Below are 14,496 nucleotides of genomic sequence, written 5' to 3'. Positions count from 1 at the left end.
CGTCGTCGCACGGCGACGAGCGCGTGCGTGCGCAGCACCGACAGATCTGTGGATGCCGCGGCCCGCGGCATCCACTTCCGACACCCGCATCCGCCCGCACCTCTGGCGCGGGTGGATGCGCGGGCTCTAGATTCTGTGCATACCCGTCGCTCGAGCCTGGGAGGCACAGATGTACGCACGGATCGTGGTCGCGCTCGACGGATCGTCGTTCGCCGAGGAGGTCATTCCGCGCGCCGCGAGGATCGCCGAGCAGATCGGCGCGACCCTGTCGTTCGTGCGGGTCGCCGAGCGCCCCGGCGACATGCTCGTCGCCGACGAGTACGTGCGCACGCTCGCCCGCCGCCACGGCGTCGACGGTCGTGCCGTCGTCGCGTCCGGATCGGTCAGCGAGAGCATCATGGGCGAAGTCGACCGCGTGCCCGACAGTCTCGTCGCGATCTCGGCGCGCGGCCGCAGCGGTCTGGGCACCGCCGTGCTCGGCAGCACCGCGCGTGAGTATGTGCAATCCAGCCATGACCCGGTGCTCGTGTACCGGCCGACCGGCGTCGACGAGCACGACGTCGCCCCCGTCACGACGGTGCTGCTGCCGCTGGACGGCACGGAGCGCTCGGAGTCGATGGCCAGTGAGGCCGCCGACTGGGCCCAGGCGCTGCACGCGAACCTCGTGATCGTGCAGGCCATCGACGCGCGCGGAGTCGACCTGTCGGGCATCGACACGACCGAGGACGCCTACGTCCACTCCCGTGCGGACGTGATCGCCGAGCGCGTCGGCATCCCCGTCGCGTGGGAGGTGCTGCACGGCGACCCGGCACAGGCGCTGGCCGCCTACGTGCGCGGCCGCCGCGACGTACTCATCGTCATGGCGACCCGCACGCAGCCGGCCCTGCGCGCGGCCGTGCTCGGCAGCGTCACCTCCGAGCTCATGCACGGCGCGAGCGTGCCGGTCGTGGTGCGCGCCGTGCGGTCGTGACCGCGTCGACGTCGGAATCGGACGTATTTTTCCTCTTCTCACCAGCCTCTTCGTAGAAGGAGGACGGCGCCGGGTCGTCCGCTGGATTCAGAGCAGGTGTGACATGACCGTGCCCATAGGCGGCGGCGTCGGCATCGCGACGACGGACGGCGGCCGGATGACCCCCGTCGACTACTTCGGCGACGCGCTGCAGGCGGGACTCGAAGAGGCCTGGAATCATTTCCATCCCGAACTGGAGGAGCAGCTGCGACAGCTGCTCACCACGCCCGATCTCATCGCGTCCGGCTTCACGCTGTACGACACGCGGGTGTCCATCGCGAAGGATCTCTCGTACGCCATCGACCGCGATGACACCGATGACGTCGTCATCACCGTGACGACCGGACAGAACCGGATCGAGACGCACACGACACAGCCGACGGTGCTGGGGAAGTGGGCGGATCCAGCGATATCGGTGACGTTCGGGCTGTCTTTCACCTACGTCCTCGACATCCCCTCGATCACCGGCCCGCTCTCGGCCTCCCGGTTCTCGCACGTGCGGGTGCTCGCCCCGGTCGTGAAGCCGGAGAACGTCATCGCCGACTTCGCGTTCCTGCTCAACGACGTGCTCAGGTTCATGAGCGGAGTGGACCTGATCGCCGTCGCGGAGAGGACGGTCGCCGGCTTCGACTTCGCCGGTGTCGCGAACAGGGCGCTGGTGCCGTTGAACACGGAGCTGGGGCGGCTCGCCGACGAGGGGTACTGGTTCATGGATGTGCTCGTCGACGCGCTGGACGGAACCAGCGGGACGCTGCATGCGCAGTCGTTCCCCGGGTTCTCGGGGGCACCGGCCGATCAGCTCGGCGTCGTGCTCACGGTGCGCGCGCTCGACCGTTCCGGGGTCATCGAGGGAGAGGTGCACTGGCCTGCTGAGATCGGCGCGCCCGCGCTGCCGCTGGCGCAGCGGCTGGGAGACCTCTCGCAGCTCACGAGCGCGGCACTGAGCGGAGCGCTCGGGCAGGTGGCGCCGGCACCGGCTGCGACGGGCCCGGCGACGCACGTCACTCCGGAGGGCCTCTCTCCGGCCGAGCAGGCCGCGGTGCCGCGGCTGACGTCTGCGGTGCAGGCGCCGGTGCCGGCCGACCCGATCCAGAAGGGGCTGCTGGGCCTCGATGCACAGGACCGGATCACCGCTGCTGCGGAGCTGCGCCGGGGATCGGCATCCCGATTCTTCGCCGTCCTGGGAACGAGCCTCGCCGCCGCGCAGATCGATCAGATCGCGCGGGGGAGGTCCGACTTCGTCATCGAGGTCACGACCGAGCTTCGGGAGAAGGCCGACAGCCCCGAGGAGCGGGTTCTGTTCGGCGAGACGCGCGTGGTCGGACGGATGTCAGGGCTCTGGGCCGCCGACGACGAGAAGACCATGCGGCGTCGGTTCCGCCTCGTGGACGTCGCCACGGACGTACCGCTGACCGTCACCGTGCGGGTGGCGAAGGGCTACTCGTGGCACGGTCCGACAGAGTATGTCTCGCCCGCGAAGGACGGCTGGGACGGCGAGGTCACCGTGCACCGGATGCAGGAGAAGAACGCCCACCGTGTGCTCGGCGACCTGTCGGATCTGCGCACGCACGGTGCGCTGAGCGCTCCGGTGGGCATCGGGGTCGCGATCGGCGCGGTGGACGGGCAGGAGAGTGCATTGAACCCGCAACCGTTGCCGCCGAAGGCATTGAACCCGCAGCCGCTGCCGCCGAAGGCCTCACCGTTCGTGCCGCGGCTCGGGAAGAAGAAGGCGCACGGTGGGCTCACCGTCGACATCGGCGCGGCCGCGAAGCTCGACGTGCCGCCGGTCGTCTCCGAGCGCGTCGGCGGTGTGCGCGACGACGTCGTCCGGCTGGTCAAGCGCGACGATCCGTCCGGTGAGGGCGTCGTCCGCGGGATCGACTTCGTGATGACGCCGTACACGCCCTCGCGGCTCGGCTGACGCCGCGCCGGCGCCCTTCGGCTCGCCGCGCTCCGGCCGGCGAGCCGAAGAGGTGCCCTCAGCGGACGGCGGCGGCGAGGTTCGCGCGCAGCTCGTCGGCATTCTGCCGCACGACGTACGCGGGCTGGTCCCGCTCGACGCGCCAGCTCTCCGCCAGCGGGCCGGCGCTGACCGTGTCGTAGCCGAACTCGTCATACAGCGCGGTGACGAAGCGCACGGCTTCCTCGTCGTCCCCCGCCGTGGCGAGCGCGCGCCGGTCTTCGGTGCCGGCCGGCGTCCCGTCGACCAGGATGTCGGTCGACATGATGTGGTTGAACGCCTTCACCACGCGGGAGGCCGGCAGGTGCTCCTGCACCATCTGCGAGGTCGTCGTCCGCTTCTCGTCGAGCGCGGCGATCCGACCGTCGCGCTCCCAGTAGTAGTTGCACGTGTCGAGCACGATCTTGCCGGCGAGCCCTTCCACCGGCACCGTGTCGAGCCCCTTCAACGGCACCGTGACGATCGCCCAGTCCGCGGCATCCGCCGCCTCGGCGGCCGTCGCCGCACGGGCTCTGTCGCCCAGCTTCTCGACGAGATCCGCGAGCGTCTCGGGTCCGCGCGAGTTCGCGATGACCACGTCGTGGCCGCGGGCGATGAGGCCCTCTGCCAGGGTGCTGCCGATGTGTCCTGCTCCGATGATTCCCACTGTCGTCATACGAGAGGACAACGCGGGATGCCGCGCTGTGTTCCCGCGCGATGGAATCCGGTGTCGGTGGGCCGCGGTACGCTCGCCGGACCTCTGCGGAAGGAATGACACCATGACGGCACTCGATGACGAGTGGACGATCGAGAGACACCTGCGCGCCGGCACGCCCGCGTCGATCGCGCTCTACGAGCGGTTCAGCGACATCGTGCACGGCTTCGGTCCGATCCGCATCGCGGTGTCGAAGTCGATGATCACCTTCAAGGGCAGCCGGCGCGGGTTCGCGGGGGCCAAACCGCGTGGCGACGTGCTCGTCGGCTATCTCGACCTGATGGAGCCGCTGCCGACCGAGGAGCGCATCCGGTCGGCGGCGGCCTTCAGCAGCAAGCTCTTCGTGCACAACTGGCGCATCGAGCGCGAAGAGCAGCTCGACGACACGTTCGTCGGCTGGCTCCGCGACGCCTATGCGGTCGGCTGCGGCGCGCACGTGGGGACGTGAGCGCGCCGCAGCGTTCGCCGCTCAGGCCGCGACCGCCTCCTCGGCGGCGGCGATCGCCTGCTCGGACGGCTCGGCGTCCAGCGCCCGACGCGACGTGAAGAACAGCAGCATACCGAGCGCGAAGGTGAGCAGCTCGGTGACCGTCATCGCCCAGATGACGCCGGTGATGCCGAACACCGCGTTGCCGATGAGCACGACCGGAATGAACAGCACGCCCTGCGCGATCGACATGATCGTCGCGTTGCGCATCTGCTCGGTCGCCTGGAAGACGGCGATCACCAGTCCCGTGATGCCGTTGAAGATCGTCGAGACGAGCATCGCCGTCAGCACCATCGTCCCGTCGTTCAGCACGGCCGGATCGGCGCTGAACAGCGCGAACACCTGGTCGCGGAACACGAACACGAGCGTCGAGAACACGACGGTGATGCCCAGGATCGCCAGGGCCGCGCCCGTGATCGCACGGCGCAGGCGTGCATGGTTGCGCGCCCCGAACGCGTACGCGAGCAGCGGGATCACGCCGATGAAGACGCCCATGCACATCATCTCGGGCAGCTGCGAGATGCGCAGCGCCACGCCCATCGACGCGAGCAGGGCCGCGCCGTAGCCGATCGCGATCCAGTTCATGACGAGGGTCGTGACGATCAGGAACGACGACTGCAGCAGCTCGGAGACGCCCACGCCGAAGACGGTGCGCAGCATCTCGCGGTCGACGCGGAACCAGCGCAGCCCGAGCGCGGCGATCTCGCTGCGGCGGATGAGCCACCAGACGTAATAGCCGACCATGACGATGTTCGACAGGCCCAGCGCGATGCCCGCACCGAGGATGCCCCACCCCAGCACGAGGATGAACAGCACGTCGAACACGAGGTTCGCGACGGTCGAGGCGATGAGCCCGGTCATCGAGGCGACCGCGGCGCCCTCGGCGCGCACGATCTGCTCAAGGGAGAAGCACGCCACGTAGATCGGGGCGAACGCGAACATCGCGCCGATGTACAGCGCCGTGGGCGCGAGCGAGGCGCCCGATGCACCCACCGCCGCGGCGATGGGCGTCGCGAAGACGAGACCTGCGATGCCGATCACGACACCGACCGCGAGCGAGCCCCACAGCGTGAACGACGAGACGTTCTTGATGCGGGATGCCGCGGCTGCGGCACCTGTGCCGGGCGAGAGCGGGTGAGACGCAGCATCCACCCCCTCCTGATCCTGCGATCCGAGCAGACGGGAGATGTACGTGCCGCCGCCGACCCCGAAGACACCGCCGACGGCCATGATGAGCGCGAAGACGGGGAGCGAGAAGGTGAGGGCGGCCAGGAGCGGCGTCGAGTGCAGCGAACCGATGAAGCCCGAGTTGATGATGTTGTAGACGGCGCCGACGGACATGCCGGCGATCATCGGGATGCAGAGATGGATGAGTGCGCGCCAGATCGGCGCGGATGCGAGTTGGAAACGGTTGTTCGAAGACATGACGATACCTCCGTCACACGGGACGGCTTTCTGAAGAAGGAGAGGGGAGGGGCGGCTCAGCGGCGACGTCGGTCGCGGCGCTCGGGCGGCGGCGGAGAGTCCGGCACGCCGGACTCGCGGATGACCCGATCGAGAAGGTCGAGCAGGGTGTCCTGCTCGTCGGGGCTCAGCGATGCGAAGAGGCGCTCCTGTCCGGAGCGCATCTCGTCGTCGAACCCCTCGATGAGGCGCGAGCCCTCGGGGGTGATGGTGATCAACTTGACGCGCGAGTCGTCGGGTGACGGCGTCCGCGTGATGTAGCCGCGGTCTTCGAGCCCCTGCAGGAGGCCCGCGACGGCGGCCGGCGTCGTGCCCGACACCTCGGAGAGCTCGCGGGCGATCACTCCGCGGTCCTGGTGCTCTTCGATGTATCCGAGCGTGAAACCCTGTTGCCGTGTGAGTCCGCTGTCGCGCACCCACGCGTCGGCCATCGCCCGCTGAGCGAAGCCCAGCGTGCGGATCGCGACCATGAGTCTCTCAGCACGGCGTGTCATAGTTAAGAAGTTAATAGTTAAGTTCCTAACTGTCAAGCGTCGTTTCCGCGGATCGTGTGCAAGATGGGGTGATGACTTCCCTTCCGACTGTGACTCTGAACGATGGCGCCTGGTTCCCCGAGCTGGGATTCGGCACCTACAACCTCACCGGTGACGAGGGGGTGGATGCCGTGGCCGGCGCGATCGCGGCGGGCTACCGCCTGCTCGACACGGCGGTGAACTACGGGAACGAGGCCGAGGTCGGCGAGGCCGTGCGCCGCAGCGGCGTGGACCGCGACGCGCTGCTCGTCACCACGAAGCTGCCCGGGCGCGATCACGGCTACGACGAGACCATCGCGAGCGCGCACGGATCGCTCGAGCGCCTCGGACTGGACCGCATCGACCTCTATCTGATCCACTGGCCGAACCCGAGCGTCGACAAGTATCTCGACTCGTGGCGGGCGATGATCCGGCTGCGCGACGAGGGGCTCGTGCGCTCGATCGGCGTCTCGAACTTCACCGAGGCGATGCTCACCCGGCTGATCGATGAGACCGGTGTGACCCCGGCCGTCAATCAGGTCGAGATGCACCCATACTTCCCGCAGGCGGCACTGCGCGCGTACCACGCCGAGCGCGGCATCCGCACCGAGAGCTGGAGCCCGCTGGCGCGCCGCAGCGAGCTGCTCGCGGAGAAGGTCGTCGGCGACATCGCCGCCGCGCACGGCGTGACGCCCACCCAGGCCGTGCTGCGCTGGCATGTGCAGCTGGGGTCGACCCCGATCCCGAAGTCAGCGCACGCCGGGCGCCAGCGCGAGAACGCCGATGTGTTCGGGTTCACGCTGCGCGATGACGAGGTCACCGCCCTGTCGGACCTCGAGCGCGGACGCCTGTGGGACGGCGACCCCGACACGCACGAGGAGATGTAGGGGCCGTGCTGACCGTTGAACTCGTCGCGGTCGATGCGCTCGATGAAACACTCGCCGACCCGATCGGCAGCGCCAAGGACTCGGCCGGCGTCTCGTCGCAGAGGTGCTGGATGCCGACCCTGACGTGCGCCAGCGCGTGCTCCTCACGGACACCGACGAAGCGCAGCACGCGTTCTACGTGTCACTCGGCTTCACGGAGACCCACGATTACGAACCCGGCCTCCGGGCGTTCGTTCAGCTCTTGCCATAGCGCCACCTTGGGCCGACGCCGCTCGCCGATCTCGCGCGGTGTTCTGCAGCACTCCTGGGGATAAGGACACACACGGAAGCGTCCTTCTCCCCAGGAGTGCCGCCATCTGATGTCCCGGTGGCCGCCGAACACGTGCGGACACGTCCTTATCCCCAGGAGTGCCCTGCGCAGCATCCACCCCACCCTCGATACGGGGAACGAGACACCCCGCGGCGTAGCGTGGGCTCATGCGCACAACGCCGTTCGACTCCCTTGACGACTACATCGCCCTGCCCCGCACCGAATCGATCGCCCTCTCGCCCGACGGCAGCCGCGTCGTGCTCGGCGTGGCGACGCTGAAGAAGGACGGCACCGGTTACGACCGGACGCTGTGGGAGGCGGCGGCCGACGGACGGGATACCCCGGCGCGGCGCCTCACCCGGTCGGTGAAGGGCGAGTCGTCGGCGGTCTACACGGCGGACGGCGACCTGCTGTTCCTGTCTGCGCGGCCTGACGGCGATGCGGCCGACGACGATCCTGCGCAGCTCTGGCTGCTGCCCGGCGCCGGGGGAGAGGCGCGCCCCCTGACCCGGCTCGCCGGCGGTGTGTCGGCGATCGAGGCGGTGGCCGAGGCATCCGACGTCGTCGTCATCTCGGCGCCGCTGCTGCCTTCGGCCGACACCATCGAAGACGACGCGCGACTGCGCGCCGAGCGCAAGAAGCACAAGGTCGCGGCGATCCTGCACGAGAGCTATCCGGTGCGGTTCTGGGACCACGACCTCGGCCCCGACGAGCCGCACCTGTTCGCGCTGCGCCTGAGCGAGCTCGCGGAACAGGTGGGCGTCGAACGTCCGGATGAGGATGCCGCGGACGACGCGCCGGCGCCGTACCCGGCATCCCTTCCCCGTCCGTTCGACCTGACGCCGCACCCGGGTCACGCGGCCGGCTCTGCGGGCGTCGCGATCACGCCGGACGGTGCCACGGTGATCGCGGCGCTGTCTGCGCGTGAGGGGCGCGACGAGCGCGCGCGGCTCGTGTCGATCGACGTCGCGACCGGTGCGCACACGATCGTGCGCGACGAGCCCGGCGTCGACAACGAGGTGCCCGTGGTCGGGCACGGCTCGTCGCTCATGGCGTGGGTGCGCGCCGTCAAGAGCACGCCGGCGGGGCCCGCCGACCAGGAGCTGTGGGTGTCGGCGCTCGACGGCACCCACGCGCGGCGGATCGCCGCCGACTGGGACCGCTGGCCGACCGGGATCGCGTTCGCCCTCGATGACGCCTCGCTGCTGGTGACCGCCGATCAGGACGGGCGCGGGCCGGTGTTCCGGGTGCCGCTCGACGACGGTGCCGTGCAGCAGCTGACCGACGACGACTTCACGTATCTGGGCATCGACGTTGACCGCTCGAGCGGCGACGTGGTGGCGCTGCGGACGAATTGGATGCTGCCGCCGCACCCCGTGCGCATATCGGGCGACGGCGTCACGGTGCTTCCGTCACCGGTACCGCTGCCGGAGGTGCCGGCGACGATGGTCGAGGTGTCGACGGCGGCGGACGACGGCGCCCGCGTGCGCGGCTGGCTGCTGCTGCCCGAGGGGGCATCGGGGGAGGCGCCCGCACCGCTGCTGCTGTGGATCCACGGTGGGCCGCTGAACAGCTGGAACGCGTGGAGCTGGCGCTGGAATCCGCAGCTGCTGGTGGCGCGCGGCTTCGCCGTGCTGCTGCCCGACCCGGCGCTGTCGACCGGCTACGGGCTCGACTTCATCGCGCGCGGATGGAACAGCTGGGGCGCGAAGCCCTTCACCGACCTCATGGCGATCACCGACGAGGTCGTCGCGCGCGCCGACATCGACGAGACGCGCACGGCCGCGATGGGCGGATCGTTCGGCGGCTACATGGCCAACTGGGTCGCGGGGCACACCGACCGGTTCCGGGCGATCGTGACGCACGCGAGCCTGTGGGCGCTCGATCAGTTCGCCGGCACGACCGACCACTCCGGATACTGGCAGAGCATCTTCACGCCCGACGCGATGGTCGAGAACTCTCCGCACCGGTTCGTGCGCGACATCCGCACCCCGATGCTCGTGGTGCACGGCGACCGCGACTACCGTGTGCCGATCGGGGAGGGGCTGCGGCTGTGGAGCGAGCTCAACGAGCACTTCGCCGCGGCGGACGGCACGTCGCCGCACAAGTTCTTGTACTTCCCCGACGAGAACCACTGGGTTCTGAAGCCGCAGCACGCCGTCGTCTGGTACGAGACGGTCTTCGCCTTCCTCGCTCAGCACGTGCTCGGCCAGGAGTGGGCGCGTCCCGGCCGGATCGGGTGAGTTCGCGCCTCGACTCTCTCAATACGTATACGCGATGTGCTGCAGCCCCGTGCTTCCGTCAGCGCCTCGCTCAAGGACCTGAACAAGGTTCATCTGTACATCGCCGGGCCCGCTACAGGCGAGCCCCGTCATCGTCATCATCGTGCAGACCCGGAGTGTGTCCACGCTGCGACTCGTATGCGATCAGCCAGCCGATCGACACGAGCACCGCCAGCAGCAGTCCCAGCCACACGTTGCTCAGCACGAGACCGACGATCGCCCCGACGACAAGCAGCAGTGCCGTTCCCAGCAACCAAGCGATGCGACCACGCGGCCATCCCGAACTCGACATGACTCCAGGCTAGAGTCCCCCTGCGGGCAGGCGGCTCAGCGAGCGACGCTCACGCCGACGCTGCAGCACGCAGACGTTCCAGCGACCGTTCCAACCGCGACGCAAGAGTCTTCTCCGACGCCGCAGTCATCAGCGGATGCAGGATCGAATACCGCTCCGCCCGCGACAACCCGTCGAACGCAGCACGCAATGCGGGATCGGCCTCCAGCGCACGCACCAGCGCCGCGGGCGGCTCCGCCGACGCAGAACCCGCATACGCACGATCCCACCGCCCATCCGCCTGCGCCCGCTCGACCTCCGCCCGGCCACGCGCACGCATGCGCCCCTCGTCCTCCAGCCGCGCGATATGCCCGACATTGCGCGCCGACCACATCGACCGCGCCCGCCGCGGCGTGAACCGCTGCAGAAACGTGCGCTCATCCCGACCGCGCTTCGGCCCATCGATCCAGCCGCTGCACAACGCCTCGTCGAGCGCCTGATCGTAGCTCAACGTCGTCGGCGACGTCGTCCCCTTCTTCGCCAGCACCAACCAGACGCCCTCATCCTCGGTCTCATGCTCATCGAGCCACCGCCGCCAGGCCGCGGCATCCTCGAAGATCGCCTCGGCGCGTGCCGCCGACTCGGCCTCCGTCACTCGCCGGCCGCATCGATCGAGAACAGCCACGCGATCCCGAATCGATCGGTCAGCATGCCGAACGTCCCGCCCCACATCGCCGCATCCAGAGGCATCGTGACGGTGCCTCCATCGGCGAGCGCATCCCAACAGCGACGCAGAGCGGCATCGTCTTCAGCGGCACCGTTCAGGGCGAGCGAGACGCCCGCGGGCGCCGCGTAGTCCATCGACGACGGAGTGTCGGAAGCCATCAGCACGAGTCCATCGTCCGTGCGCAGATACGAATGCATGATCAGACCGTCGTCGGCCGGGTCGTGGGGCATCTGGGGGAAGTCACCGAATGTCAGCACATCGAGAGTGCCGCCGAGCACATCGCGGTAGAAGTTCATCGCCTCACGCGCGTTGCCCCGGAACGAGATGTATGCGTTGAGTGATCTCATCCCGCGAGTCTCGCGCGCCCCTCCGACATCGGCAAGAGCCTCACCGCCCGCGATGATCCTCCGGATGCAACCGCGGGCCACGCCGCGGCTCGTGCGCACCGCTCATGCGGATCAGCCGAATCACGCGCTGACGATGCCCGGCCCACGGCTCCAGCAGCCGCAGCATCCCGCCATCGTCCGTCCGCGCACCCGTCAGCGCGAAACCCACCTCGTGCGCGAGATGGTAATCGCCCACGCTCACGGCATCGGCATCGCCCAGCGCACGCGCCCGTGTCTCGGCCGCCGTCCACGCACCGATCCCGCGAATGCTCGTCAGCGCGGCATCCCGACCCGGTCCATCCGTCGCCGCGGCCACCGCCTTCACCAGAGACGAACCGCGTCGCGCCGCCTCCACGACCGCACGCGACTGCGGCGGCTCGACACCCGCGCGATGCCACGCCCACGACGGGATGCCGCGCCACCCGTCGACCGTCGGCGGAGCGAACATCGGCACCGGCGTGGGACCCGGCGCACGCTCGCCGCACCAGGTCAGCAACCGCCGCCACGCACCGAACGCCTGCAGGCCCGTCACCTTCTGCTCGAGGATCGCGCCGGCCAGCGCATCGAACACGCGATCGGTGCGACTCAGCCGCAGACCGGGATGGCGCCGATGCGCCTCCGCCACGAGCGGGTGCTTCGAGGCATCGAACCCCTCGAGCGCATCATCCGCCCCGCACAGCGCCGGAACCTGCGCGAGCGCCCACTCGCGCCCCGCGCCCCAGGCCCCGGCACGGATCACGCCGGGCGACACCTCGCGCAACGCGAGCGTCGCGACGCCGTCGGGCGTGCGGCTCGCACGCCAGATCACACCCGAGACGACCGCCAACGACGGATCGTGCGCGCCGCGCTGCTGGATGCCGACGGTGCGCAGCAGGTCGAGGGGATGCCGCGGCCGATACTCCGTCTCGAGAGGCCGACCCGGCGCGGGCCGAGGATCGCGACGCGTCGTGACCCCGGAAAGCATGCCACCACCCTAAGCGGTGACCACCGACATCCGCGCTCCCGCGCCGCTGCTCAGAAGCGGTCGGGCGAGGGCGTGCCGTGACCGTAGCGGATCACGACGTCGGCGTGCCGATCGAACCGGTAGCCGACACCACGCACGGTGCGCACGATGTCTTCGTAGCGACCGAGCTTGGAACGCAGACGACGCACGTGCACATCGATCGTGCGCTCGCCCGGGGCGTCCTTGTCGGACGAACCCTGCCACAGCGACGACACGAGCTCGCCGCGCTCGATGGTGCGGCCCTCGCGCAGCACGAGGTACTGCAGCAGCTCGAACTCCTTGAAGGTGAGCGCGGCCGACTCGCCGTCGATCACGACGCGCTTGCGCGAGATGTCGACCGTCACGCGACCCGCGTTCACGGTCTCTTCGGGGTCGGGCTCGCTCTTGGTGCGGGCGACGGCGCTCGGCTCCTGCAGCGCACGACGCACGACGTCGACGTCGCGACCGCCGGCCCCCAGCGGAGCGAGGGCGACCGTCGCGTAGGTCTCGGCGCCGGGCGCCACATCGGCGAGCGTGCGACGCAGCGCGTCGACGATCGCGCCGAGCGACACGCCGGACGCAGCGGCCTTGGCCTCGTCGAAGCCGACGTAGAGGGCGAAGCCGCGCGGCGTGGTGCCGGCGGGCACGTTGCGCTGCGGCGCAGCGGGAACGGCCGGTGCCTCGACGGGGCGGTCGGTGACCAGCCGCAGCGTCGGACGGGCGGTGGTGCTGGTGGAGGTGGTGGGACGGTCGAGAAGGGCGGTGTTCGACATGGGATGAGTCCTTGACTGCGAGGACCCGGTGGTCGGCGAATCGACCGGAACCGGGTACGGGTGTGTTGCGATCGCGGCCCGAGAGCGGGCCGGGTGCGAGGCATCCTTGCGCGGTGTGCGACGAGGTGCTCGGGGGCTTACAGCGCGACGACCTTCGAGGTGGAGAAGGCAGCGTGCGCGAGCCCGGCGGGGGTCACCGACTCAGCGGCACATTCGACAACACATGGCAGCGTGGCACGGCATCATCATGCCGTTGGTCCCGTTCGCCTCCCAGGCGGACAGAGATCGCACGTTGCTTGTCATGTGCCCGATTATGACTGATTGCTTCCCCATGCGTCAAATCGCACGGATGCCGTCGCAGAACCATGACGGAATGTGACAGATTGCTCAATCCGACGCTCCGCGACCGGATTCCAGACAGCGTGAGACGCGGTCCCGCAGCATTCCGCCCGGCGGGACCGCGCCTCAGATCGCGTGACTACTCGCTCTCCTCCACCTCCGACAGCTGCGCGATCTCGGTCGCCCGTGCCACGAGGTCCTTCTCGTCGAGAGCCCCGGGCGCCGCCGCGGCATCGGCACCGCGCGGCGCCTGGGCACTGACGCCTTCCGGCGCGAGCACGTGCTCGTCGGGCTTCTGCTCCGCGGCGAGACCACGCACGGCGGCGGCCCTCAGGTGAGGTCCTTCGATGTGCGGGATGCTGAGGTGCTCCACCGGCCCGGGGACGCGGTGCTCCACCGGCCCGGGACCGGGGTGTCGCTGCACCGGGCCCGCAGGGGTGTGCGGAAGGTGCACGTGCTCGAACGGGTTGACCCGCCAGATCGGCAGCCGGCGATCGTACTTCTTGCGCAGGGTGGCCACCGTGATGTGCGGCCAGCTGGGCGGCGCGAACTGCAGGTCGACCTGCTGGGTGTACTGCAGCTGCCAGAAGTCAGGGTGTCCCTTGAACCCCTTGACCTTCTCGATCCAGAACGTCGCGGTCACGGCGGTCGAATCGGCGTTGGGTCCGTTGGCCGTCCCGACGAGGAACGCGGTGTTGGCCGTCCCTCCGCCGACGACCGGCACCGGCTTGGTCGAGATCGTGATCTCGGTCGTCGACAGGATCGTCTGCCCGGCGATCGCATCGCGCAGCACCGAGTTCGGGTCGTCGACCATCGCCTGGGTGATCCCGACCAGCTGCGGCGCCGGCGACCGGAACGCCGTCGGCACGGCGAGATTCGACTCGGGGAAGGGGATCGGACTTCCGCCGATCGTCGGCGTGATGTTCGTCGGCGGGATCGTGGGCGGCCCGTTGAAGTGCCGCGAGGTGCCCTGCGCGAGGATCGTCGTGCCATGCGGGATCGATGCCATGCGCACGACGGTCGGCCCGACATCCGGGTCGCTCGTCGCCGGCACGACCGCCCAGATGCCCGGCTCCACGTGCAGACCGGCCGCCAGGTTGTGGTCCGAGATCTGCTGCATGTAGGTGATGCCGAACATGTTGATGTCGACCTGCAGCAGCCCCCGGTTGGGGATCGCACCGCTGATCTCGGTGAACTCCAGGGTCTCGTCGGTGAGGTTCAGCTCGAGGAAGCGGTCCTGCCCGGGCGTGTGGTTCGGCCGCCAGATGGTGTTGAACCCGGTGCCGGTCCAGGTGCCCGGCAGCAGCGCGAGCGGCCCGAGCGGATTTCGGATGGTGGGAAACGGAAAGTCGATGATCTTGCCCAGCGGCAGCGGCTGGAAGACCACATCGGTGGAAATAGGCATGAGGGGTG

At 69.6% G+C, this 14,496-nt stretch carries 14 protein-coding genes and 1 pseudogene; 6 read left to right on the top strand and 9 right to left on the bottom strand.

The genetic code is table 11. From position 1 onward, the window contains the following. Positions 1-169 precede the first annotated feature (169 nt). Both ABMQ42_RS16360 and ABMQ42_RS16355 read left to right on the top strand, forming a co-directional pair. The gene (locus ABMQ42_RS16360) at positions 170-970 is read left to right on the top strand and encodes a universal stress protein (RefSeq protein ID WP_349724065.1); all 801 of its coding nucleotides are present in this window, start codon (positions 170-172) and stop codon (positions 968-970) included. A gap of 103 nt (positions 971-1,073) precedes the next feature. Continuing rightward, positions 1,074-2,930 carry a hypothetical protein gene (locus tag ABMQ42_RS16355; RefSeq protein ID WP_349724064.1) on the top strand — a complete coding sequence of 619 codons (1,857 nt, stop codon included), beginning with the start codon at positions 1,074-1,076 and terminating at the stop codon, positions 2,928-2,930. Positions 2,931-2,988: 58 nt separating this feature from the next. On the opposite strand, the gene ABMQ42_RS16350 is transcribed toward ABMQ42_RS16355, so the two are convergent. Further along, the gene (locus tag ABMQ42_RS16350) at positions 2,989-3,672 is read right to left on the bottom strand and encodes an NADPH-dependent F420 reductase (protein WP_349724230.1); all 684 of its coding nucleotides are present in this window, start codon (positions 3,670-3,672) and stop codon (positions 2,989-2,991) included. Between the two features lie 55 nt (positions 3,673-3,727). Between ABMQ42_RS16350 and ABMQ42_RS16345 the strand changes: the two genes are divergently transcribed. After that, a complete protein-coding gene (locus tag ABMQ42_RS16345) occupies positions 3,728-4,111 on the top strand; it encodes a DUF5655 domain-containing protein (RefSeq protein ID WP_349724063.1) in 384 nt (127 codons plus the stop codon). A 21-nt stretch (positions 4,112-4,132) separates the two neighbouring features. Here ABMQ42_RS16345 and ABMQ42_RS16340 read toward each other — a convergent pair whose 3' ends face one another. Then, positions 4,133-5,575, bottom strand: coding sequence for an MATE family efflux transporter (locus tag ABMQ42_RS16340; RefSeq protein ID WP_349724062.1), 1,443 nt, complete (start codon positions 5,573-5,575; stop codon positions 4,133-4,135). Between the two features lie 56 nt (positions 5,576-5,631). Beyond that, positions 5,632-6,108, bottom strand: coding sequence for a MarR family winged helix-turn-helix transcriptional regulator (locus tag ABMQ42_RS16335; RefSeq protein WP_349724061.1), 477 nt, complete (start codon positions 6,106-6,108; stop codon positions 5,632-5,634). Between the two features lie 71 nt (positions 6,109-6,179). Between ABMQ42_RS16335 and ABMQ42_RS16330 the strand changes: the two genes are divergently transcribed. The 3 genes and pseudogenes from ABMQ42_RS16330 (at position 6,180) to ABMQ42_RS16320 (ending at position 9,566) form a co-directional block, all read left to right on the top strand. Beyond that, on the top strand, positions 6,180-7,013 hold the full coding sequence (locus ABMQ42_RS16330; protein ID WP_349724060.1) for an aldo/keto reductase: 834 nt from the start codon (positions 6,180-6,182) through the stop codon (positions 7,011-7,013). Between the two features lie 67 nt (positions 7,014-7,080). Next, a pseudogene (locus tag ABMQ42_RS16325) lies at positions 7,081-7,263 on the top strand (GNAT family N-acetyltransferase); the annotation flags it as partial. Positions 7,264-7,490: 227 nt separating this feature from the next. After that, positions 7,491-9,566: a S9 family peptidase gene (locus ABMQ42_RS16320; protein ID WP_349724059.1), complete on the top strand. Its 2,076-nt coding sequence runs from the start codon at positions 7,491-7,493 to the stop codon at positions 9,564-9,566. Between the two features lie 112 nt (positions 9,567-9,678). On the opposite strand, the gene ABMQ42_RS16315 is transcribed toward ABMQ42_RS16320, so the two are convergent. The 6 genes from ABMQ42_RS16315 to ABMQ42_RS16290 form a co-directional block, all read right to left on the bottom strand. Next, positions 9,679-9,897 carry a hypothetical protein gene (locus ABMQ42_RS16315; protein ID WP_349724058.1) on the bottom strand — a complete coding sequence of 73 codons (219 nt, stop codon included), beginning with the start codon at positions 9,895-9,897 and terminating at the stop codon, positions 9,679-9,681. Positions 9,898-9,946: 49 nt separating this feature from the next. Next, complete coding sequence (locus ABMQ42_RS16310) at positions 9,947-10,561, bottom strand: YdeI/OmpD-associated family protein (protein ID WP_502884747.1); 615 nt, start codon at positions 10,559-10,561, stop codon at positions 9,947-9,949. Further along, positions 10,528-10,950 carry a VOC family protein gene (locus tag ABMQ42_RS16305; protein WP_349724057.1) on the bottom strand — a complete coding sequence of 141 codons (423 nt, stop codon included), beginning with the start codon at positions 10,948-10,950 and terminating at the stop codon, positions 10,528-10,530. The genes ABMQ42_RS16310 and ABMQ42_RS16305 overlap by 34 nt, the downstream gene beginning before the upstream one ends. A gap of 40 nt (positions 10,951-10,990) precedes the next feature. After that, a complete protein-coding gene (locus ABMQ42_RS16300; protein WP_349724056.1) occupies positions 10,991-11,953 on the bottom strand; it encodes a DNA-3-methyladenine glycosylase family protein in 963 nt (320 codons plus the stop codon). 50 nt (positions 11,954-12,003) lie between these two features. Then, entirely contained in the window at positions 12,004-12,744 is a 741-nt protein-coding gene (locus ABMQ42_RS16295; protein ID WP_349724055.1) for a winged helix-turn-helix domain-containing protein, read from the bottom strand. Between the two features lie 478 nt (positions 12,745-13,222). After that, entirely contained in the window at positions 13,223-14,488 is a 1,266-nt protein-coding gene (locus ABMQ42_RS16290; protein WP_349724054.1) for a heme-binding protein, read from the bottom strand. Positions 14,489-14,496: the final 8 nt, after the last annotated feature.

Source organism: Microbacterium sp. KR10-403, assembly GCF_040196215.1.
In the GTDB taxonomy this organism is placed as follows: domain Bacteria; phylum Actinomycetota; class Actinomycetes; order Actinomycetales; family Microbacteriaceae; genus Microbacterium.
The sequence above is the reverse complement of the archived record's forward strand: the minus strand, read 5'-3'. Positions and strand labels throughout refer to the sequence as shown.